Origin of the sequence: Bacillus litorisediminis (assembly GCF_022808645.1) — a bacterium.
Taxonomy (GTDB): domain Bacteria; phylum Bacillota; class Bacilli; order Bacillales; family JC228; genus Bacillus_BF; species Bacillus_BF litorisediminis.
Window position 1 is genome coordinate 1 of the sequence record NZ_JAKZKT010000025.1, and the last position, 20,814, is coordinate 20,814.

At 40.2% G+C, this 20,814-nt stretch carries 23 protein-coding genes and 1 riboswitch; of the genes, 2 read left to right on the top strand and 21 right to left on the bottom strand.

All coding sequences use genetic code 11. The features are described from left to right. Positions 1 to 180 precede the first annotated feature (180 nt). The 15 genes from MLE14_RS13405 to MLE14_RS13475 form a co-directional block, all read right to left on the bottom strand. Positions 181 to 336 (bottom strand): hypothetical protein, encoded by a 156-nt coding sequence (locus tag MLE14_RS13405; protein WP_243298895.1) that lies wholly within the window; start codon positions 334 to 336, stop codon positions 181 to 183. A gap of 238 nt (positions 337 to 574) precedes the next feature. Further along, positions 575 to 943 (bottom strand): carboxymuconolactone decarboxylase family protein, encoded by a 369-nt coding sequence (locus MLE14_RS13410; RefSeq protein WP_279326398.1) that lies wholly within the window; start codon positions 941 to 943, stop codon positions 575 to 577. A 263-nt stretch (positions 944 to 1,206) separates the two neighbouring features. Beyond that, complete coding sequence (locus tag MLE14_RS13415; RefSeq protein WP_243298897.1) at positions 1,207 to 2,073, bottom strand: MetQ/NlpA family ABC transporter substrate-binding protein; 867 nt, start codon at positions 2,071 to 2,073, stop codon at positions 1,207 to 1,209. 12 nt (positions 2,074 to 2,085) lie between these two features. Further along, positions 2,086 to 2,754: a methionine ABC transporter permease gene (locus MLE14_RS13420; RefSeq protein WP_243298898.1), complete on the bottom strand. Its 669-nt coding sequence runs from the start codon at positions 2,752 to 2,754 to the stop codon at positions 2,086 to 2,088. Then, on the bottom strand, positions 2,747 to 3,772 hold the full coding sequence (locus MLE14_RS13425; RefSeq protein ID WP_243298899.1) for a methionine ABC transporter ATP-binding protein: 1,026 nt from the start codon (positions 3,770 to 3,772) through the stop codon (positions 2,747 to 2,749). Before MLE14_RS13425 ends, MLE14_RS13420 begins: the two co-directional genes overlap by 8 nt. 165 nt (positions 3,773 to 3,937) lie before the next feature. Further along, positions 3,938 to 4,047, bottom strand: a riboswitch (SAM riboswitch). 99 nt (positions 4,048 to 4,146) lie between these two features. After that, complete coding sequence (locus MLE14_RS13430; protein ID WP_243298900.1) at positions 4,147 to 4,470, bottom strand: SCP2 sterol-binding domain-containing protein; 324 nt, start codon at positions 4,468 to 4,470, stop codon at positions 4,147 to 4,149. A gap of 88 nt (positions 4,471 to 4,558) precedes the next feature. Beyond that, a complete protein-coding gene (locus MLE14_RS13435; RefSeq protein WP_243298901.1) occupies positions 4,559 to 5,845 on the bottom strand; it encodes an MFS transporter in 1,287 nt (428 codons plus the stop codon). Between the two features lie 199 nt (positions 5,846 to 6,044). Then, on the bottom strand, positions 6,045 to 6,365 hold the full coding sequence (locus tag MLE14_RS13440) for a thioredoxin family protein (protein WP_243298902.1): 321 nt from the start codon (positions 6,363 to 6,365) through the stop codon (positions 6,045 to 6,047). Between the two features lie 45 nt (positions 6,366 to 6,410). Then, on the bottom strand, positions 6,411 to 6,764 hold the full coding sequence (locus MLE14_RS13445) for a toprim domain-containing protein (protein ID WP_243298903.1): 354 nt from the start codon (positions 6,762 to 6,764) through the stop codon (positions 6,411 to 6,413). Positions 6,765 to 7,104: 340 nt separating this feature from the next. Further along, positions 7,105 to 7,350: a YusG family protein gene (locus MLE14_RS13450; protein ID WP_243298904.1), complete on the bottom strand. Its 246-nt coding sequence runs from the start codon at positions 7,348 to 7,350 to the stop codon at positions 7,105 to 7,107. A 118-nt stretch (positions 7,351 to 7,468) separates the two neighbouring features. Continuing rightward, complete coding sequence (gene gcvH, locus MLE14_RS13455; RefSeq protein WP_243298905.1) at positions 7,469 to 7,852, bottom strand: glycine cleavage system protein GcvH; 384 nt, start codon at positions 7,850 to 7,852, stop codon at positions 7,469 to 7,471. Positions 7,853 to 7,923: 71 nt separating this feature from the next. Then, positions 7,924 to 8,283 carry an arsenate reductase family protein gene (locus MLE14_RS13460; protein ID WP_243298906.1) on the bottom strand — a complete coding sequence of 120 codons (360 nt, stop codon included), beginning with the start codon at positions 8,281 to 8,283 and terminating at the stop codon, positions 7,924 to 7,926. Positions 8,284 to 8,464: 181 nt separating this feature from the next. Beyond that, positions 8,465 to 10,249, bottom strand: coding sequence for an acyl-CoA dehydrogenase family protein (locus tag MLE14_RS13465; RefSeq protein ID WP_243298907.1), 1,785 nt, complete (start codon positions 10,247 to 10,249; stop codon positions 8,465 to 8,467). Between the two features lie 110 nt (positions 10,250 to 10,359). Next, entirely contained in the window at positions 10,360 to 11,538 is a 1,179-nt protein-coding gene (locus MLE14_RS13470) for an acetyl-CoA C-acetyltransferase (protein WP_243298908.1), read from the bottom strand. 20 nt (positions 11,539 to 11,558) lie between these two features. Next, complete coding sequence (locus MLE14_RS13475; protein WP_243298909.1) at positions 11,559 to 13,940, bottom strand: 3-hydroxyacyl-CoA dehydrogenase/enoyl-CoA hydratase family protein; 2,382 nt, start codon at positions 13,938 to 13,940, stop codon at positions 11,559 to 11,561. 271 nt (positions 13,941 to 14,211) lie between these two features. Here MLE14_RS13475 and MLE14_RS13480 point away from each other — a divergent pair, with 271 nt between their 5' ends. Beyond that, the gene (locus MLE14_RS13480) at positions 14,212 to 14,346 is read left to right on the top strand and encodes a YuzL family protein (protein ID WP_243298910.1); all 135 of its coding nucleotides are present in this window, start codon (positions 14,212 to 14,214) and stop codon (positions 14,344 to 14,346) included. 76 nt (positions 14,347 to 14,422) lie between these two features. Here MLE14_RS13480 and MLE14_RS13485 read toward each other — a convergent pair whose 3' ends face one another. From MLE14_RS13485 to MLE14_RS13510, 6 genes are all read right to left on the bottom strand, one after another. After that, positions 14,423 to 15,340, bottom strand: coding sequence for a proline dehydrogenase family protein (locus MLE14_RS13485; RefSeq protein ID WP_243298911.1), 918 nt, complete (start codon positions 15,338 to 15,340; stop codon positions 14,423 to 14,425). Between the two features lie 167 nt (positions 15,341 to 15,507). Then, positions 15,508 to 15,777, bottom strand: a complete 270-nt coding sequence (locus MLE14_RS13490; RefSeq protein ID WP_243298912.1) for a DUF2573 family protein — start codon at positions 15,775 to 15,777, stop codon at positions 15,508 to 15,510. Further along, positions 15,774 to 16,571 carry an IucA/IucC family C-terminal-domain containing protein gene (locus MLE14_RS13495; protein ID WP_243298913.1) on the bottom strand — a complete coding sequence of 266 codons (798 nt, stop codon included), beginning with the start codon at positions 16,569 to 16,571 and terminating at the stop codon, positions 15,774 to 15,776. The genes MLE14_RS13490 and MLE14_RS13495 overlap by 4 nt, the downstream gene beginning before the upstream one ends. Continuing rightward, positions 16,549 to 17,385 carry an ABC transporter ATP-binding protein gene (locus tag MLE14_RS13500; protein WP_243298914.1) on the bottom strand — a complete coding sequence of 279 codons (837 nt, stop codon included), beginning with the start codon at positions 17,383 to 17,385 and terminating at the stop codon, positions 16,549 to 16,551. Before MLE14_RS13500 ends, MLE14_RS13495 begins: the two co-directional genes overlap by 23 nt. A 36-nt stretch (positions 17,386 to 17,421) precedes the next feature. Continuing rightward, positions 17,422 to 18,477 carry a FecCD family ABC transporter permease gene (locus MLE14_RS13505; protein ID WP_243298915.1) on the bottom strand — a complete coding sequence of 352 codons (1,056 nt, stop codon included), beginning with the start codon at positions 18,475 to 18,477 and terminating at the stop codon, positions 17,422 to 17,424. Further along, entirely contained in the window at positions 18,477 to 19,478 is a 1,002-nt protein-coding gene (locus MLE14_RS13510; protein WP_243298960.1) for a FecCD family ABC transporter permease, read from the bottom strand. The genes MLE14_RS13505 and MLE14_RS13510 overlap by 1 nt, the downstream gene beginning before the upstream one ends. A 203-nt stretch (positions 19,479 to 19,681) precedes the next feature. Between MLE14_RS13510 and MLE14_RS13515 the strand changes: the two genes are divergently transcribed. Further along, a complete protein-coding gene (locus MLE14_RS13515; RefSeq protein WP_243298916.1) occupies positions 19,682 to 20,641 on the top strand; it encodes an ABC transporter substrate-binding protein in 960 nt (319 codons plus the stop codon). Positions 20,642 to 20,814: the final 173 nt, after the last annotated feature.

Consider the following 20,814-nt stretch of genomic DNA (forward strand, 5'->3'; position numbering starts at 1 on the left):
CCTCCTTGTTACATAAATTTGGTTGGCGAACCAAAATTTATTGTAACACCAGGAGTGGGCTTTTTTTAATACATCGCTATAAGCTTTCCGGAACCATACGCCTAGCGTATGGTTTTCATTTATACAAAAAAACCAGTCTATTTAAAGGAATAGACTGGTTGCCAATATTTACTGTATAATCTATGATTTTATTGCAAAATGATCTAGATGGGCCAGCATATGTCTGCTTTTGATATATTCCTGTTCCCGCTTCTTTTCTACTCTCATTCTCACGTCATGCTTTTGGCAATAAACCTCATAGCCAATTCCATGAGCTTGAAACATCGCCTTTTCCATTTCAGCAGTAACCCTTAATTGAAGAGCTTGGATAATGAATCAATCCTTTCATTTTTTCAAATACGGATATCATCTTATCATGGGGAAGTGTTGCCGACAATTTTGAAATAACGGCAAATTCTTTCCTATTCAGCCATCAGTCGGAATGTAGGAAGGTGACCTCCCGGATTCATACATTTCTCCTTAATTCCTCCATTTAAAAGGCAGACCATATAAAAAGCCCCTAATTTATAGGAGCTTAATGCATTTGCTGACCAAGTTCTTTGATGGCTTCCTGCACAAGGGTAACTCCTTGGCTTAAAGCAGCACCGCCGCCAAACGCAGCGGTAACACCAATTACCTCTAAAATTTCTTCCTCGGAACACCCCTGATCCAGACAGCCCTTTGTATGGTAAATAATACAATATTCATCTTGTGAATAAAGACTAATTCCCAGTGCAATCAGCTGCTTTTGCTTTTGGCTTAGAGTTCCTTCCTGAAAACACGTTTGTGTAAATTCATGAAACCGATGAACAAGATCAGGCATTTTTTCGGTATAAGCTCCCAGCCCAACCTTATATGCGTAAAGTGAATCTGTAACTGAGTTTCTTGTTTGATTTTGTTCCAATTGCTTCACTCCGTTCGGGGTAAGATTTCATAGGTAGTATGGAGCAGGCGGATATATAATATACGCTTAAGGGATTTTGTTCTTAGGTTTCCTATGTAAAAGACTATACTCTGCCTTCCACATATTTTGTCAACCTTATGATGGACATTTCCGCCATGATTTTATCCGTTTTTGTCCTTCATTCACCCTTACATGAAAGGACCCTGCACCTCCGCATGAAAAAATCCCGCATCTGCAAAGACAGATACGGGATTTCACATCCATTATTCACCGGATACCGGCACAACGGCACCGCTATATTCTTCTAAAATAAAGTTTTGAATTTCTTCAGAACGAAGAACCTCAACTAATGTTTGAATTGCTTCTGAGTTTTCATCACCCTTGCGAACAGCGATTACATTTACATATGGAGAATCTTTATCTTCAAGGGCAATCGCATCTTCCAATGGATTAAGTCCATTATCAATTGCGTAGTTAGAGTTAATCAAAACTGCGTCCCCTTCACCTTCTTCATACAATTGTGGAAGTAATGCTGCTTCATAATCATATTCAAACTGAAGATTCTTTGGGTTTTCGACTATATCTTTGATCTCTGCTTTAGTTTTATCTACATTTTCATCTAGCTTGATAAGACCTTCTTGTTCCAGCATAGTTAGAATTCTGCCGTGGTCTGGAATAGAGTTACTCATGATTATCACAGCACCTTCTGGCAGATCTTGAAGGCTGTCATATTTTTTAGAATAAACGCCAATCGGCTCAATATGAATTCCGCCTGCATTTACGAATTCATAGCCATGTTCAGCAATCTGTGCTTCTAAATAAGGTATGTGCTGGAAGTAGTTTGCATCCAATGTTCCATTATCTAAATCCTGGTTTGGAAAAATATAATCGGTATATTCTTCAATTTGAAGCTCAATTCCTTTTTCAGCAAGAATCGGTTTCGCTTGCTCCAAAATAACCGCGTGAGGTACGTTAGACGCCCCAACTACCAATGTTGCTTTTTCTTCTGCTGCATCATTATTTGCATCTCCATTGCCTTCTGCACCTTCGTTTTCATTGTTTGCCGTACCGCAAGCTGCCAAGACAAGAGCAAAAGCCAAAATTAGTATGAGTGAAAACCATTTTTTCATTTCTGTCTCTCCTTATCTTTTGTCTAAAATTTTTGTTATAAAATCTCCAATAAATTGGAGGACAAACACAATAATTAATACTAGAATCGTGGCTACTAAAGTCACGTCTTCCCGGCTTCTTTGGAACCCATCTAAATAGGCTAATGTTCCAAGCCCTCCAGCGCCAATAACCCCTGCCATCGCTGTATACCCTACTAGAGCTATCGCAGTGACAGTAATTCCTGAAACTAATGCCGGCATCGACTCTGGAAGCAGCACCTTCCAAATAATTGTGGAGGTTCTCGCCCCCATGGCACGGGCTGCTTCTATAACGCCTTTATCAATTTCGCGAAAGGCAATTTCGACCATCCTCGCATAAAATGGTGCCGATCCAATGATGAGAGCCGGAAGTGCACCGTTGGGTCCGCGAACAGTCCCCATTAAAAGTTTTGTAAAACCTAGTAATAACACAATCAATATGATGAAAGGGATCGATCTAAATATGTTAACAAATCCGGATGTCACCACATGAATCAGCCGGTTTTCCCATAGATTTCCTTTAGATGTTAAAAATAACAATAACCCAAGCAAAATTCCGAATATAAAGGTAAATACAACAGATATTCCTGTCATATATAACGTTTCTTCTGTCGCAACCCACATATTCTCCCAGTCTACATTAGGGAACCATGTGCTAAGCATTTGTTAACACCTCCGTCCCTACCTGTTCTTTCTCTAAAAAGTTTAGGACCTGTGCGATATCGTGGTCAGTCCCGTTTAAATGGATAAATAACGATCCATAGGAACCATGTTGCGTGTGCGAAATTTTCCCCTGCAGGATATTAACGGTAACCGGAAAATCGCGAATAATAGAGGTGATGACCGGTTTCTCGGCACTTTCACCGACAAAGGACAGCTTCACAATTTTTCCCTCGGGATATTGCTTAATTAAATGCTCAATCGTTTCAAGCGCTTCTTCAGGTTCAGTTACCTGCTGGACAAATCGCTTAGTTACCGGCTGCTGAGGATTTTTGAACACATCTAATACAGAACCAATTTCAACCACCCTACCCGCTTCCATTACCGCAACGCGGTGGCAAATTTTTTGAATCACATGCATCTCATGTGTAATCAAAACAATCGTTAGCCCTAGTTTTTCATTTATATCAACTAGTAATTCAAGGATGGAATCGGTTGTCTGCGGGTCGAGTGCCGAAGTGGCTTCATCACATAAAAGCACTTTCGGATTATTCGCCAGTGCTCTTGCAATTCCGACTCTTTGTTTTTGGCCGCCGCTTAGCTGAGAAGGGTAGGCTTTCTCCCTGCCTTCGAGTCCTACAAGCTTAATGAGTTCATTGACTTTGGCGGTCCTTTCTTTTTTTGGAATACCTGCGATTTCTAATGGAAAAGCTATATTATCAAAAACGGTTCTTGACCATAGTAAATTGAAGTGTTGAAAGATCATTCCGATCTTCTGTCTGGCCAGGCGTAAGTCCTTCCCTTTGATGGATGAGATGGTTTTATCGCCTACTTGAATCTCTCCGCGGGTAGGTTTTTCCAAACCATTCAGCATTCGAATAAGTGTACTTTTACCGGCACCGCTATAGCCAATCACACCGAAAATCTCACCATCTTTAATGTCGATATTTACATCGTTTACTGCCGTAATCGTGCCATGTTTCGATTTAAAAAACTTGGATACCTTTTGAATCGAGATCAATTCAGCTCACCCTCCCTTTTCCTTAGTATTCGTATAAATTTAATCAGTTTAGCAGTCAGATGGAAGAGTACTTTTTTCCAATTTGACCCCACTGCTGTTTACTAAAAAAGCCTTTCTGCACATAAATGAGCAGAAAGGCTTTTACATATGATGTAAACTTCCTTCCTCTCATCTCTCAAAGCATCTTGCTTTGCGTGAATTGGCACCATTTCAATACACTCATTGACGGTTGCCGGGTTTCATTGGGCACTTCCCTCCACCTCTCTCGATAAGAGAAAACAGCTGATTATTCAATTTTTCATTATCTTAAAAAGAATACGAGAGTTATAGTATCACGGTGTTTTTCACATGTCAAATAAAAAATTGCAAAAAACCTATGACTTATTTAACCAACAAAGAGATTCTAATAACAGAACTGTCCGATACTTTCCTTTAATACTGATTTCTTTCTGTTTATATAAGTTTTGAAGCATTTCCGTTCCTGCCAGAAGCTTTTGAATCGATTGAGGATTTCCGCGTAATGCTACATCCGGTTCTATCTCTGATTCTATTTTTTTGCATTGGTCCTTGGCAAGGACAAAGCTTATTTTCTCTTCATCCCATTCAATAGAGACAAACGTTTGATATGGAGGAATGAGCAAATGTAAATCAGTTCGGTCTTCTAACCGGTCCAGCCATGATAAAACTTTCTCTTTCATTTGAATACTCCCCCTTTTACGAACTTATATATGTACATTAAGTTTTCTGTTATAAGGGAGAAATATCCTTTTGTAAACGTTCGACAACTTACCCCGCTGTATTACTAACTTCGACTTTTTGCGTATTGGCAAGGCGTTCAAAAAAGGAACTTCTAAGCATGAAAAAGAAATAAAAGGAACCGACCACATACAATACAGCTGTTATTGAGAATACTGCCGCATATCCCCAATAAGAACCGTATTGCATAACGATTCCGGTAGAAACAGGACCCATGACAGCCCAGCCTAAATTGAAGACCATTTGGTTGACTGAGTTAGCCAGCCCTTTCATCTCGTTATCTACCTTTCCCATTACAAGGGATGCCTGAATCGGATTCCCTGCATTCATAAGGGCCTGGCGAAATAAAAAGGCCACCCCGGCAACCCATAAGTGCTGAGTATAAGCTGTTATCAACAAAAACGGAAGGGATAAGAGCTGAAGATAGAAAACCGCTTTGATTTCCCCTACCTTTTTTACAAAAAATGGGCCTATAAACATGGCAATGGCCGTTGCAGCCTGCCCTCCAGATATAATAAGTCCTACAATCGAAGGACTAGCTTGGAATCGATCGGCAAAATACAAATTTAGATACGGAATTACCAGGCCAGCTCCAAATCCAATTAATAGCTGAGAAAAAGCAAAAATAGCTATTAGAATTAAACTATTTTTCTTTTCCTTCCAAGTTTGGATCGAGGGCATTCTTTTATCTGATTTATTTTTCTTGATTTTTGCAGTTTCTTTTAATAGAAAAAGAGGAATGACACTTACAAGAAAAATGATACTGCCCAATAGAAGAGTCCAGCGGATCGCCAATAATTCTGACATGAATAGAGAAAGAAAGTCTGTAAGCCCTCCGCCTATCAGATAGCCAATAACATTCGAAGCGGTCATAACCGCAAAGTGAAAGCTAAATAAATGGACCCGTTCTTGAGATGTCGAGTTTTCAGCTAACCAAGGAACAACTGAAACCTGAAAAAAGGCCATGAACCCTCCCGTCAAAAAAGCAAACAGAAGCAACAACGTCTCCATTTCAAGAAGTCCCCGAAACAGTAAGGAAACGGCAGCCATAAGGGAGCCAACGATCATAACCTTTTTCCTGCTTGTACGGTCACTAATAATCCCAGCCGGTATTAATACCACTGCTGTAGCTAGAGAAGTCAATGCAATCACTTGTCCATTTACCTGCTCATTAAGCCCTAGCTCGCGAATATAAAAATTATAAATAACCATAAAGATGCCCATTCCAATATTTGAAAGAATATTAGCGGCTTGGGCAAGCTTTACGTTTCGATGATATGCTTTATATTGACGGACCCATTCGTTCATAAATGCCATTAGAAATTTCGCCTTTCGAATTATTAATCTCTACCTTATCATAAGAACTCCGGAAGATTATGTAAATGGGAAAATCAACATTTTAGGAAATTTCACTTTTCTGAATACATAAAGAATAGCGACCATAGCTGGTCGGATATAAACCGATTTGAACGGTTCCACCTATGACCGGGTTTTGCCAATAAAAAAACCGGTGTTTTCACCGGTCTTTTCTTTGAAAGGCTTTAATTTTTTCATAAAGGTAAGGAACATTTTGAAATGCATACAGCTTTTGCTGGATTGTGCCGTTTTTTAAAAATAATAAACAGGGCACACTTTCAATTTTCGCAGACTCTGCGACTTCAGGTATATAATTGATATCCGTCTTTCCAATTGGAAGGTCTTGCTCCATTTCTTCCACAACAGCCAGCATTTTTTCGGAAACATGACACGTTCCGCACATTGGTGTATAGAGAAAGAGCAAATATGAATCAGTATGATTGATTTTAGATAGGGCTTCTTCTCTATTGAGTGATTGCATGTATAAACATCCTTTTGCCAAAATTGGCCACTTTGATCCCAATTGTCAAATCGGAATAAATCTGGCGTCGACATCGATATTAGCACTTAATAAAATGGATGCCAAATGATACGTTGGTGCATTTGCCACTTCCCGATACATTTTGTCGATATATAAATGACGGGCTTCTGGGAATTCTCGTTTAAACAAACCTCGTAATTTTTCACCGGCTGTATCTGCATCGACTAAAATGTATACCTCTTTGTCATAAAGAGAATCCACTAATTCATCTAAACGTGTCAGACTTAAGGTTCCATTCGTACAAATAATGTCAAGCGGTTCTCTAATGATCGATTCAACCTTTCGTTTATCCGACGTCCCTTCTACGATTAAGACTTTGTTCGGCTCTTCCTCCCACATGACCATCACCTTTTTACGTTAACTTAGTAAAGCTTCTTTCTCTTATTATACATAGGATTATATCGAGGTTGCCTGTATTTTTCTTAAATTTTATAAAGAAAACTCGCCGATTGGCAAGCAGTAAGGCGAAGCGTGGTGCATAGTTGCACCGTTCACGCTCGAAACGCCACGCCCTAATGTATCGCTTGACTTATGTCACCTGCCCGTCGTACTTTATTCCTAATAATTTTAACTGCGTCGAATTTACGTCTTTGCAAAAATTTTATGCTTTCTTACATTACAAAAAAACTAAACACTCTCTTTATTAGAAAACAAAAGGAAAGCTATCGTACAGCTTTCCTTAACACCATCCGCCTTCTTGGTCACAGTCTGTATATTTTGCACCAGGCTCGGCAACTGATGTATAGTTTTGATAAATTTTTTGATTTTCCACTTTATAATGAGAAGCAAGCTCAAATGTTGCCTGATCGCTTGGAACCTTCATCGTCCCAATTTTCTCATTTTCTAAATAAAGATCGATATGATCTCCATGCAGCTTTCCTATCACCTGGTCTGTAATATCTCTTTTTGCAGATTGTAAACTCACTTGACTCCCACCTTTCTATTCTTAGTATGGCAAAGATGAAAGGTCCCATTCAGGAGAAGGATTTTCTTGTTTGGAATATTAAAAAGCACTTGAATCAAAGTTCAAGTGCCTGAGATTATTAATCTTCTTTAATCATTTCCTCGTATTGCTCAGCTGTCATCAGCTCTTCTACTTCAGAAGGATTAGATAGTTCAACAACGATCATCCACGCTTTTTCATATGGTGATTCATTGACGAACTCAGGGCTGTCACTAAGTTCTTCATTGACTTCTACCACTTTGCCTGAGATAGGAGCATAAAGTTCCGAAACTGTTTTAACAGACTCAACACTTCCGAACGGATCGTTGGCAGTAATTTCATCGCCAACCTCTGGAAGCTCTACGAAAACAATGTCTCCAAGCTCAGATTGAGCAAAATCAGTAATCCCAATTCTTACTTTATCCCCTTCAAGTTTTACCCACTCATGCTCTTTTGTATAACGAAGATCTTTTGGCGTACTCACGGTTCTACCTCCAAATATGTATTGTTTAACGTTATCATGACACAGATATGCTAAAAAAAGCAAGATGTCCTTTATTTTTTCCAAACTTGTTCGAACTGATCTTCTTTAAAGCCTACTGTCACTTTCTCGCCATCCGTTACAATTGGGCGCTTCAATAGCATGCCATCAGAGGCTAATAGTTCAAACTGCTCATCTTCTGACATTACCTTCAGCTTATCTTTAATTCCCAACTCTTTATATTTCATCCCGCTCGTGTTAAAGAACTTCTTTAACTCTAATCCGCTTTTCTGGTACAGTTCCTTTATTTTTTCCTTAGAAGGCGTATCTTCCACAATATCAACATAGTTGTATGGAATATTATGTGCCTCTAGCCACTTGACTGCATTTCGGCACGTCCCGCACTTCGGATACCCATAAAAAGTTAATGCCATTTTCATCACCTCATAAAGTAAGCTTGTACAACAATAGCTTACCACAAATAAAACAAGAAACAGAGGAAGAAACAGAGGGACGGTTCTTCTGTTTCAATGTTAAAAAGTGAAAAGCCGCCTCATTCCCGAAGGGGCGGCTTCCAATCAGAGGTAAATAGTCAGACGGTTCTCCCGTCATACATCAAATTACATACTTTTCTTCCGCAATCAATTTTTCTGAGGCTTCCCGTTTCTTTTGGATTACATTGATTGGTGTATGTCTTGTGAATTTTCTTAAAGCCGAAAGCATCATCCTTAAAGTATCTCCTGATTCGATCGCGATTAGAGATTCCTTTGCATGCTGTTCAATTTCGTTAAAGGCTTCTTGGCAGAAAATTTGCGTATACAGAAGTTTTTGCTTTGCTTTGTCAAGACCCTCTTTGTTAATTGCTTTTTCCGTACGCAATAGAGAAGATTCCATTGCATATACATTAGACACAATATCCGCAATATTCACTAATACTTCTTGCTCTTTTTCCAACGCCGGACCGAATTTTTGTGCAGCCAGCCCTGCAATCATAAGTGCAATTTTCTTTGCGTTTTTCACAAGATATTTTTCTTGCGCTAGCGGCTCATCACCTGGCTCCTCTGGCATTAGCATCATTAGCTCCTCTTGAAGCGCCTGTGCTTTTTGCAGCAATGGCAGTTCTCCCTTCATCGCCTTGCGCAAATACGTGCCCGGAACAAGAAGACGGTTAATTTCGTTCGTTCCTTCAAAAATCCGATTAATACGGGAATCACGGTAAGCTCTTTCAATTTCATACTCGCTCATAAAACCGTACCCGCCGTGGAGCTGTACCCCTTCGTCTACAATATAGTCTAATGTTTCCGTACCAAATACCTTATTTAATGAGCATTCAATTGCATATTCTGCAATAGACTTCGCAACCTCTTTACCATCTTTAATTTGTTCTTCGGTTAGCTGGCTCATCCGGTCTTCAAATAATCCGACAGTGCGGTATACAGAAGATTCTGCTGCATAAAGTTTTGAAGCCATCGTGGCTAATTTTTCTTTAGTTAAGTTAAAGCCTGAAATCGGTGTTTTAAATTGCTTCCGCTGATTCACATATTGAATGGTGATTTCCAATGCTCGTTTCGAGCCACCTACTGTACCGACACCTAACTTATAGCGGCCAATATTTAAAATATTAAAGGCAATCACATGGCCTCTGCCCACTTCACCCAAAAGATTTTCTACCGGTACTTGGGCATCTTGTAGAATCAGTGTTCTTGTTGAAGAACTTTTGATCCCCATTTTCTTTTCTTCAGGACCCGTTGATACACCTGGAAACTCCCTTTCAACAATAAAAGCTGAAAAGTGCTCGCCATCGACTTTTGCATATACGACAAAAACATCAGCAAACGCAGAGTTTGTAATCCATTGCTTTTCTCCATTTAAAATATAATGAGTTCCCGCTTCGTTTAATTTAGCGGTCGTTTTTGCGCCAAGGGCATCTGAACCGGACCCAGGCTCTGTTAAAGCATACGCAGCTAACTTTTCTCCAGTAGCTAAAGCAGGAAGATACTTTTGTTTTTGCTCCTCCGTTCCAAATAAAACGATGGGAAGAGATCCAATTCCCACATGTGCACCATGTGACACAGAGAAGCCCCCCGCTTTTGCCATTTTTTCCGCAATCAAAGCAGAGCTGACTTTATCTAACCCTAATCCGCCATACTCCTCTGGAACATCTGCACCTAATAATCCCAGTTCTCCTGCTTGTTTCAGTAATTTGACAGAACGGTCAAACTCATGCTTCTCTAGATATTCAACTTGAGGCATAACCTCATTATTTACAAAGTCCTCGGTTGTTTTGGCAATCATTTTATGTTCTTCGGTAAAATCCTCTGGTGTAAAAATTTGATCTGCGCGAAACTCATCTAAAATAAAACTTCCGCCTTTTACCACCGCATCCATTTGCTTCGCCATGTAAAATTCTCCCCTCATTTAAACATAATTGTTTTTTAAGAATTCAAACTTTATATGAACCCATACCCCTGCAAGTTCAACCTTCAAAATCCTAAACCCAGATCTTACTCCTACTGTACTAGCTCAAATATCCCGGCAGCTCCCATTCCGCCGCCCATACACATGGTAACCATACCGAATTGGACTTGACGCCGCTTCATTTCATGGATCAAGGTAAGTGTTAATTTCGCACCTGTACATCCAAGCGGGTGACCTAAGGCAATGGCCCCGCCATTTACATTGACAATGTCTTCATCCATGCCAAGTTCACGAATAACCTGGATCGACTGAGAAGCAAAGGCTTCATTTAATTCGATTAAACCAATATCGCTCAAGCCTAATCCGGCTATTTTTAAAGCTTTCGGAACCGCTTCAACGGGCCCGATGCCCATTAAATCCGGCCGAACACCAGCAACTGCATAGGAACGAAAACGAGCCAACGGCTTGAGTCCTAATGAATCAGCTTTTTCACGATCCATAATCATCACCGCAGCTGCTCCATCACTGGTTTGTGAAGAATTTCCCGCTGTCACTGAACCCTGGGCCGCGAACGCTGGCTTAAGCTTGGCTAAAACTTCTGCAGTAGTGTCTGGGCGAACCCCTTCATCCACCTCAAACCTGATTTGTTTTTCTTCGAGTTTGTGTTGATTTGTTACACGTCTAATGGTGACATCAACAGGAACAATTTCATCATTGAATTTTCCTGATGCAATCGCGGCTGCTGCCCTCCTGTGACTTCTGACGGCAAACGCATCTTGGTCCTCTCTTGAAACGCCATAATGACGTGCGACCTCTTCAGCTGTATGTCCCATGCTCATATAATATTCCGGCGCTTCTTCAGCAAGTCTTGCATTGGGCCGTGTTACATGGCCCATCATCGGAACAAGACTCATAGATTCAGCACCGCCGGCTATAATCGTGTCCGAAGATCCTAGCATTATCCTTTCCGCCCCATAAGCAATTGCTTGCAGTCCTGATGAACAGTAGCGATTTATGGTGATCGCCGGAACCTGATATGGCAGTCCCGCTAATGCTCCGATATTTCGAGCCATATTTAATCCTTGTTCTGCTTCAGGAATCGCGCAGCCAAAGATTAGATCATCGATATTTCCTTCATAATTGCCCGCTCTTTTTAACGTTTCTTTCACAACCAGTGCACCTAAATCATCTGGCCGGACATGGGCAAGAGTCCCTTTCTTCGCTTTTCCGACGGGTGTTCTCGCACCAGCAACGATGACCGCTTCTCTCATGTCTTCCTCCCCCTTTTATGTTAATTGCGTAATGGTTTTCCTTTTAACAGCATGTGCTGCATCCGTGCTTGTGTTTTCGGATGTGAGATTAAACTTATGAAAGCTTCACGCTCTAGATTGAGTAAGTATTCTTCGTCTACTTCTGTGCCGAACGGAACCTTGCCCCCAGCAATAACATAGGCTAATCTTTTTGCAATCAATAGGTCATGGTCGGAAATATACCTTGACTTATGCATAGCCTGAGCTCCTAATAAAAGTGTGGCATAACCAGTCTCTCCAACCACTGGTATTTTCCTTTTAACTCTTGGTTTATAGCCTTTGGCATCCATAGCAAGAACAGCTTGCTTTGCATCATAGATGAGGTGATCCGGATTTACGCTTACTCCATCAGACGGACTTAGGAAATTGTTTTCACGAGCCTCTTCTGCAGAGGTTGACACCTTTGCCATTGCGATGGTTTCGAATACTTTGTTTGCCACCTTTTGCAGGTCAAACTCGACTCCATTTGGAATTCCCTGCAAGTGTTTGATATAGAGCTCTTTCGTTCCGCCTCCGCCAGGAATCAGGCCGACCCCTACTTCAACGAGACCCATATACGTTTCCATTGATGCTTGAATATGATCAGCCGGCAATGATACTTCTGCACCGCCGCCTAACGCCATATTAAACGGCGCTGCTACAACTGGTTTACGTGAATACTTAATCCTCATCATGGCTTGCTGGAATTTGCGGACAACCATATCTAATTCAAAGAGGTTATCATCTTGTGCTTCCATCAGCATTAATGCAATATTAGCCCCGACACAGAAATTTTTGCCCTGGTTTCCAATAATGAGACCTTTGTAATTTTTTTCGACTTCATCAATGGCGTAATGAATCATTTCCATAATATCAAGGCCAATTGCATTGCTTTTTGAGTGAAATTCAAGTAAAGCTACGCCATCACCCAAATCAATTAAACTGGCACCCGTGTTCTTTTTAATAACACCATGCTTTATTTTCCATTGTTTTAAATTGATTTCCTTTGGGTTTGTCTTTACTGTTTGATAACCTTCTCCGTCGTAGTAGAAAAGATCGCCATTCTCTTCTTTATAAAAAGAGGTATGACCCTGTTGGAGCATATTTTCAACCCAGCTAGGTATTTGTTTACCTTGTTGTTTCATTATGGAAATCGATTTTTCAACACCAATGGCATCCCATGTTTCAAAGGGTCCCAGCTCCCAGCCGAATCCCCATTTCATCGCCCGGTCTATTTCCACAATCGTGTCTGCAATCTCTCCCAGTAATTCTGCAGAATATAGCAAAACTGGAGTTAAGATATTCCAGAGGAGTTCAGATGCCCGGTCATTTCCATACACAAGTGTTTTTAATTTGTTAGCTGTTCCTTTTTGTTGTTTTGCCATTTCAACTGCTGGAGATTGAAGTGATTTTCTCTCCTCGTATTCAAACGTGACCGGATTCAGTTCAAGGATCTCCTTGCCTTTTTTCAAATAAAACCCCTGTCCTGCTTTTGCACCGGTCCAGCCTTTTTGAACCATTTCCTTCAAAAAGGCCGGAACTTCAAAAACTTGTTTTTCTTCTCCTGATACTTGTTCATAAATGTTGTTGGCAACGTGAACAAATGTATCGAGTCCGACTACATCTAAAGTTCTGAATGTTGCACTTTTAGGTCTTCCAATTAAAGGTCCTGTTATCGAGTCAACCTCCCCAACTGAAAACTGTCTTTTTTGCATTTCTAAGAGGGTAATATGGAGACCATAAGTCCCGATTCGGTTCGCGATAAAATTAGGTGTATCCTTTGCTATTACAACTCCTTTTCCTAGCACATCCTCGCCAAACTGCTTCATAAAAGAAACCACGTCAGTATCCGTCGCTTTAGTTGGAATCACTTCTAATAGCTTTAAGTAGCGAGGCGGATTAAAAAAGTGAGTACCTAAAAAGTTCTTTCTAAAATCATCCGAACGCCCTTCGGACATTGCTTCAACGGAGATACCCGATGTATTGGAACTAACGATGCTTCCAGGTTTACGATATTGATCAACGGTTGCAAACACTTGTTTTTTAACAGCCAGATTTTCAACGACGACTTCGATAATCCAATCAGCCTCACGAAGTTTTTCCAAGTCATCTTCAAGGTTAGCCGGCTCAATTAAAGCTAAACTCTTTTTTGAGGTGAGAGGAGCTGGTTTTGTCGTGACTAATTTCTCAATAGCAGTCCGCGGAATCCGGTTGCGGACTTCCGGATGCTCCAATGTAAACCCTTTCTTTTTTTCGTTCTCTAATAGCTCTTTAGGGACCATATCAAACAAAGTAACGGGTATTCCGATGTTTGCCAGGTGTGCTGCGATTCCGGATCCCATTACACCAGAGCCTATAACGGCGGCCTTTTTAATTTGCTTCATTGAATCTTTTCCTCCTTCACCATAGGTACTTAATAGATTCCCTCGTACTACAAACATATTCGACAAAGCATGAGACACATGATTAATTGCTGACACATTTTTTGAATGAATGTTCATTCATTTTTGCTTCAAAAAAAATAAATTGCTTTCTTTTCTATTACTATATAAAATTTTTAATCTACCTGCAATATAATTATCAAAAATTTTAGAAATCGGCATTTCAAATATTCCCCCCCATTTAGGCAACACTATCCTCTAGGAGGTGATGATGGTGGCAAGGCTAAAAAAGAATCCATCCAAAAGAGGGGTAAGTGCAGCTAGTGTTAAAGGAAACGCTGGTCCTACTGTAGAAAATGACGGTGGCGGAAAAGTAAACAGCCAAAACAATCAATATAGAAAGCCTTAACTGACTTCAATGCAGAACGGGAAAAATGTACAAAAATAAAGCGCTTGGCATACATAAAAGCCAAGCGCAATTTGTCTTATTTTTTAAACATCCCTTTTAACACAAACGCCACATTGGCAGGTCGTTCAGCAAGTCTTCTCATAAAATATCCGAACCAGTCTGTACCGAATGGAACATAAACACGCATTTTATATCCCTCTTTTACGAGTTCAAGTTGTTTTTCCGGGCGAATGCCATAAAGCATTTGAAATTCAAATTGATCAAGAGGAATTTGATGCTCTTTCACAAATTTTTTTGTGAAATCAATGATCGCATCATCATGAGTCGCTATTGCCGTATAATGGCCGTTTAACAAATGAATCTGAATTAATTTTTTATAGTTTTCATCCACATCTTTTTTTTCAGGAAATGCGACTTCATCGGATTCTTTGTACGCACCCTTCACTAAGCGGAGATTCGGCTCATATGCATCTAAATCATGGAGGTCAGATTCGGTCCGGTATAAATATGCCTGCAAGACAGTACCTACATTGTTCACCTGGGTCTTTAACTGTTTAAATAGCATTAACGTTTTTTCACAACGAGAATAGTCTTCCATATCAATCGTTACAAACACTCCGTACTTACCAGCTTCCTCTAAAATTTTTTGCATATTATTTAAGACGATTTCATCCGAAATATCTAAACCTAATGAAGTTAATTTTAACGAAAGCTGAGCATCCAGTTTTTCCTCGCCGATTGCTTTGATGGTCTTAATCGTTTGCTCAGCCATTTGATTTGCTTCACTTTCGTTATCAACAAATTCGCCTAAATAGTCAACTGTTGCCAGTAAACCGCTTTCATTTAAGTCTTTAATAACCTGGACTGCTCTTTCGATTGTTTCTCCTGCCACAAATCGGCTGGCGCCAAACCGCAATCCATATTTTCTGGCTAGCTTTGTTAATGACTTATTCTTCGCTATAAAAAGAAAAAAATTTCTCATAACCCTTTCCATCCGATTTGCCCCCTGTGGCCAAGCATTGTATTTATTCTCTATCTATTTAACCTTTCGTTTTTTCGTTATTTACAAATATTTTATCATTTCGCTTATTATTTGAATATATCTTTTATTCAAAATATTTAATCGCAAAATTTTACTTGTAAATAAAAAGTCACTCCTGCTTACAAGGAATGACCTGAAGACTTATTCGATTGGCTCCTTAATTGATCATTTTTCTCTTTAATGGAAAGGCTAATTTGTTTGATTTCTTGCTTTGCATCTGGGTACATTTGGTTCCAATGTTTAGCTAGTGCCGGCATCGTCTTGGCAACTTGCGAATACAACGCCCACTTTACCACATCATCAACCATTTTCTTATCATTTTTACCAGTTAGAAGTTCTGTATATTTTTGTAAGAGAGATTCAAATTTCTCTTCAAATTCTGAGTTCACACTTTAGCCTCCTTTTTCATCTGACTTTTCAGAAGCTTGCATTTAACTGGGCAAGTTTTACAGTGTGCACTCTCACTATCCTTCAAAAGCATGTATGAATAGCAACAGGTTTTCCTGATCCGAATCATCGCATCGTATTCTTCTATTCTAACCTTTTCCGAATTAAACGATGTAAGCGGGTTTTTTTTATAGGCACCAAATACAGCACCTTCTGCTTGCTGAAAAATATATTGATAGTCAGAGTAAGCCTGTTCGCTTACATCAGGTTCTTCTTCCATGAGCAGTTCATACATCCAAAAGAGATATACACTCATATTTTCCCATAACACTATTTTAGAAACTTTGGTTTCTTGGTGCAGAATCGTGATAACCTTGTATATATGATTTCTAAATAATTCAGTAAAAGCTTCTTTCCGGTATAATTCTCTAGAATCAGCAGGGAATGTTTTTATATGAATGGACTCGAATCGGAATTCAGGCAGCCAGATCCCATTTTTTTCAGCATCTTCAATATAGATGTGCTTTGGATCAATCATCAGAATTTTATCCCATTTTGTAAAAGCATAAAGGTAAATGACCGGTAAAAAGGCATACCGTTTCATTAGAATTGATGCAGTGACTAAAAAATTGGGAGCTTCAATTCGTTCTTTTATTTTCTTCAAAATGGGCCTTATTGTATGTTCGTTCATGATATCTTCTGCAGAAAAGCGAAGATCCACTTGCTTGGGTTCTGGAATTAGCCTGAAACGGCTTAATTCTTCAAGTTCTTCTTCAGTTAGCCTGTTGTCTAGCATTGACAATTCCTGCCTTTTTAAGGATCTGTCTACCTCTTCCATACGGAATACAGAGTGGTGTGCCAAATAGTGGATCCCGCATTACTTCACAATCCATATGAAATACTTCTTTAACCAGTTGATCTGTAATTACAGCCTCCGGTTTTCCCTGGGCGTACACTTTTTTATCTTTAATAGCGACTATATTGTGGGCATAGCGGCATGCCAGATTCAAATCATGTAAAACCATCACAATCGTTCGCTGTTCTTTTTCATTTAATTCAAATAAAAGGTCCAGCACCTCAATTTGATGGGTCATATCTAAGTACGTCGTCGGTTCGTCCAGCAAAATTGTATCCGTGTCCTGAGCCAAGGTCATCGCAATCCAGGCACGCTGTCTTTGACCGCCAGAAAGAGAATCAACTGGGCGATCCTTTAGATCAACCATTCCCGTTGCTTGAAGTGCATGCATGACCTTTTCCTCATCTTCCCCAGTCCATTGCTTTAACCACGTCTGATGAGGGTAACGGCCTTGTTTCACCAATTGCAAAACGGTTAAGCCTTCCGGCGGAACTGGAGATTGCGGCAGGATCGCCATTTGTTTTGCTACCTCTTTTGTAGACATTTTTGCAATAGCTTCCCCCTGGAGCAGAACAATCCCCTTTCTTGGCTTAAGAAGCCGGGCAATTGACCGGAGAAGAGTCGATTTTCCACACCCATTGCCTCCAATAAAAACAGTAATTTCACCCTTAGGAATGGTTAAATCTAAGGATTCAATAATAATAGATTCACCATAACCAAGTGTTAATGATTGAGTTTCTATTGAATATGTCATAGCCCTGCTCCTTTACCAATTAATAAATGCCTCAGGTTATCGGTTTCTTGTTTTATACAACAAATAAATAAAATATGGTGCTCCAATTCCAGCGGTGAATACTCCCGCAGGAATCTCTAGAGGTGAAAACAACGTACGGCCAATTAAGTCAGCGACCATAACTAAAATTGCACCAAGAATGGCAGACACGGGAATAAGCGCCCCGAATGAAGAGCCGACCAATCTTCGAGCCATATGTGGTGCCATCAATCCAACAAACCCGATTCCGCCTGCAAAAGCAACGGCACCACCGACTAAAGCTGTACTGATGATCAGCAAAATAAACCTTTGTTTTTGTACCCTTCCCCCTGCAGCAATAGCCAAATCATCACCAAGCTCTTGAAGATTTAATGTGCGGCTGGCTGCCAGTGAGAGAATGAGTAAAACAATAGTCCACGGTGCAAGCATCGTCACATCTGACCATTTCGAACCATGGACGGTTCCAGTAATCCATATATTTGCCTGACTCGCCTGATATATCGGCCCCAAAATCATAAATAAAGTCGTTAGCGCCTGCATCAGCATCGAGATCCCAATCCCAATCAATACGAGCCGGATGGGAGAAACTCCATTTTTCCAGGCAAGAAAATAACCTAAGAAGGCAACGATACATGCCCCGATAAATGCAGCCAGCGGCATCCAGGAAATACTGACAGTTAAAACATTGTTATCGTTTGTGAAAATAGCCAAAAACGCAACAACTGCTACAGAAGCACCACCGGTGACGCCAATTATGTCTGGAGAAGCTAAAGGATTCCGAATGATCCCTTGGAGAATAGCACCTGATACAGCTAATCCAATTCCTACCAAAAGAGCAATCAGGATTCTTGGTAAACGGAAATCCAAAACCACTAATTGCTCCATTTTGTTTCCTCCGCCAAAAATGACAGATAGAACGGTAAACGGACTGACAGGGTAATCCCCTAATCCTACACTTAAAAGAAATACAAGAAGGGCTGCTGCTAACAAAATCAAAGTTACAAGCAGTGATCTTTTTTCTAATAGGAAAGAAATTTTGCCTTGAAATAAACGGAAGTTAAAAAATCCTTTCATCAGCCATTAAACCCCTTTCTTGCCAAATACACAAAAAATGGGGTCCCAATAATAGCTGTCATAACACCTACAGGAACTTCTTGCGGCATGATGATATATCTCGCTCCAATGTCAGCTGCCAATAATAATGAGGCTCCGAGAAAAGCACTATAAGGAAGTACCCAGCGATGGTCGATACCTACGATTGCTCGCGCAAAATGAGGAATTACCATTCCGATAAAGCCAATAGGACCGGCAATCGCTACTGAACCGCCTGCTAACAAAATGATAATGAAGGCAGCCGACATTTTTAATAATCCTGTTTTTAATCCAAGGCCTTTTGCCACATCTTCTCCCATTGCAAAGACATTCATCTTGTTAGCAATAATCATGGATAATACCCAGCCAACTGATAAATACGGAAGTACATTTACGAGATATTCGAGTTTTCTCCCTTGAACTGAACCAGCCAGCCAAAATAAAACCTGCTCAAGTGCAGCTTCATTTAAGACGAGCAATCCTTGTGTAAAAGAAGCAAACATCGCTGCCATTGCAGCTCCCGCTAATGTAAGCTTCATTGGTGTCAGACCCTCTCGCCCAATTGAACCAATCAGGTACACACCAATAGCAGCAGCTGCCGCTCCTAAAAAGGCAATCCAAGTAAAAGCTTGTAAACTAGTAACAGAAAATACCGTCAGCGCTACAACGATCGCAAACCCGGCACCAGCATTTACTCCAAAAATTTCTGGAGATGCCAATGGATTTTTTGTTAGGGTTTGCATAAACACGCCAGCAATAGCCAGACTTGCCCCAACAACTGCTGCAATGATGGCTCTTGGTAACCGGATAGTTGTTAAAACTAAATGTTCAGTGGAACCATCAAACCCAAAAAAAGCATCAACAGCCATGCCCCAGCCGGTATCCGTGTAACCATAAACGATACTTGCACTAATAAGAAATACAGTAATGGTAAAGATTATAAGTAAACCAAGCCATTTTTGCCTGTTATTTGTTAATTGCATCATTAAGTTACCTGCCGAATCAACCATTTCGTAAAGCTTTCTATCTTATCTTTAAGTCTATTGAAAATCATTCTCGTTGTCAATGAGTTTGAAAATCATTTTCAATTAGTTCTTGACACGGGCATGCTTCCCATATAATATCAAAATTGAAAAGCAATTGATAATCATTATCATTTAATTTTATTACATAGGGGGCTTATTTAATGAAAGCATTTCGCAACTTATTTGTTCTTATGGTATTAGCTGTCTTCGCACTGTCGGCTTGCGGGACAGATGATACTGAGGAAAACGCGAATCAAGATAAAGAAACTGAGAAGAACACCGGTTATACAGTAGAGCATTCAATGGGAGTTGCCGAAATTCCTGATACTCCAGAAAAAATTGTTGTATTAACGAATGAGGGAACTGAAGCTTTACTGGCAATGGGTATCAAACCAGTCGGTGCTGTCCAATCATGGTTAGGTGATCCATGGTACGAACACATCGCGGAAGACATGGAAGGTGTCGAAGTCGTTGGAACTGAAAGCGAAGTAAATCTAGAAGCTGTCGCTGCATTAGAGCCTGATCTTATTCTTGGAACGAAACTCCGCCAGGAAGAAATCTATGAGCAATTAAATGCGATTGCACCTACTGTCCTTTCAGAGACCTTGCGTGGAAACTGGCAGGAAAACTTTAAACTGTATGCTGAAGCAGTCAATCAGACTGAGAAAGGACAACAAGTATTGGACGAATATAACCAACGGATTGAGGACTTACGTGCACAGCTTGGAGAACAGCTAAATAAAAAGATTTCCGTTGTCCGCTTTATGGCTGGGGACGTCCGAATTTATCATAAAGACTCATTTTCTGGTGTAATCTTTGATCAGCTTGGCTTTGCACGAGCTGAAGGACAAGATGTAAACGACTTTGCTGAAACGAACGTTACGAAAGAAAGAATACCTGCAATGGATGGAGATGTATTATTCTATTTCACCTATGAAACCGGTGATGGTGAAGCAACTAAGCTTGAAGAGGAATGGGTCAATGACCCGCTTTTCCAGCAGTTACATGCAGTTAAAAGCGGAAACGCCCATCGTGTAAGTGATGCTGTTTGGAACACAGCCGGCGGTGTCATTGCTGCAAATCTGGTGTTAGATGAAATCGAGCAGATTTTTCTGCAGTAATTTAAAGGAAACCCACAAAGATCATCCATGATTTTTGTGGGTTTCTTTTTGGGTTGAAGTAACAATTTATATTCAGAGATAGACTTTTGAGATATTTCCTCCTCCTCCCTCTTTAGCATTTTTATCCCTTTTTATTTCCCATAATTTTATTTGAATTGGTCATACTATCCTCA

Coding starts and splice junctions, on each gene's coding strand:
- MLE14_RS13405 (WP_243298895.1), bottom strand. CDS start 336: ATGGAAAAGGCGATGTTTCAAGCTCATGGAATTGGCTATGAGGTTTAT.
- MLE14_RS13415 (WP_243298897.1), bottom strand. CDS start 2,073: ATGAAAAAATGGTTTTCACTCATACTAATTTTGGCTTTTGCTCTTGTC.
- MLE14_RS13420 (WP_243298898.1), bottom strand. CDS start 2,754: ATGCTTAGCACATGGTTCCCTAATGTAGACTGGGAGAATATGTGGGTT.
- MLE14_RS13430 (WP_243298900.1), bottom strand. CDS start 4,470: ATGAAAGAGAAAGTTTTATCATGGCTGGACCGGTTAGAAGACCGAACT.
- MLE14_RS13435 (WP_243298901.1), bottom strand. CDS start 5,845: ATGGCATTTATGAACGAATGGGTCCGTCAATATAAAGCATATCATCGA.
- MLE14_RS13440 (WP_243298902.1), bottom strand. CDS start 6,365: ATGCAATCACTCAATAGAGAAGAAGCCCTATCTAAAATCAATCATACT.
- MLE14_RS13445 (WP_243298903.1), bottom strand. CDS start 6,764: ATGTGGGAGGAAGAGCCGAACAAAGTCTTAATCGTAGAAGGGACGTCG.
- MLE14_RS13460 (WP_243298906.1), bottom strand. CDS start 8,283: ATGGCATTAACTTTTTATGGGTATCCGAAGTGCGGGACGTGCCGAAAT.
- MLE14_RS13465 (WP_243298907.1), bottom strand. CDS start 10,249: ATGGCGAAGCAAATGGATGCGGTGGTAAAAGGCGGAAGTTTTATTTTA.
- MLE14_RS13470 (WP_243298908.1), bottom strand. CDS start 11,538: ATGAGAGAAGCGGTCATCGTTGCTGGTGCGAGAACACCCGTCGGAAAA.
- MLE14_RS13475 (WP_243298909.1), bottom strand. CDS start 13,940: ATGAAGCAAATTAAAAAGGCCGCCGTTATAGGCTCTGGTGTAATGGGA.
- MLE14_RS13485 (WP_243298911.1), bottom strand. CDS start 15,340: ATGGAAAGGGTTATGAGAAATTTTTTTCTTTTTATAGCGAAGAATAAG.
- MLE14_RS13495 (WP_243298913.1), bottom strand. CDS start 16,571: ATGCTAGACAACAGGCTAACTGAAGAAGAACTTGAAGAATTAAGCCGT.
- MLE14_RS13500 (WP_243298914.1), bottom strand. CDS start 17,385: ATGACATATTCAATAGAAACTCAATCATTAACACTTGGTTATGGTGAA.
- MLE14_RS13505 (WP_243298915.1), bottom strand. CDS start 18,477: ATGAAAGGATTTTTTAACTTCCGTTTATTTCAAGGCAAAATTTCTTTC.
- MLE14_RS13510 (WP_243298960.1), bottom strand. CDS start 19,478: ATGCAATTAACAAATAACAGGCAAAAATGGCTTGGTTTACTTATAATC.
- MLE14_RS13515 (WP_243298916.1), top strand. CDS start 19,682: ATGAAAGCATTTCGCAACTTATTTGTTCTTATGGTATTAGCTGTCTTC.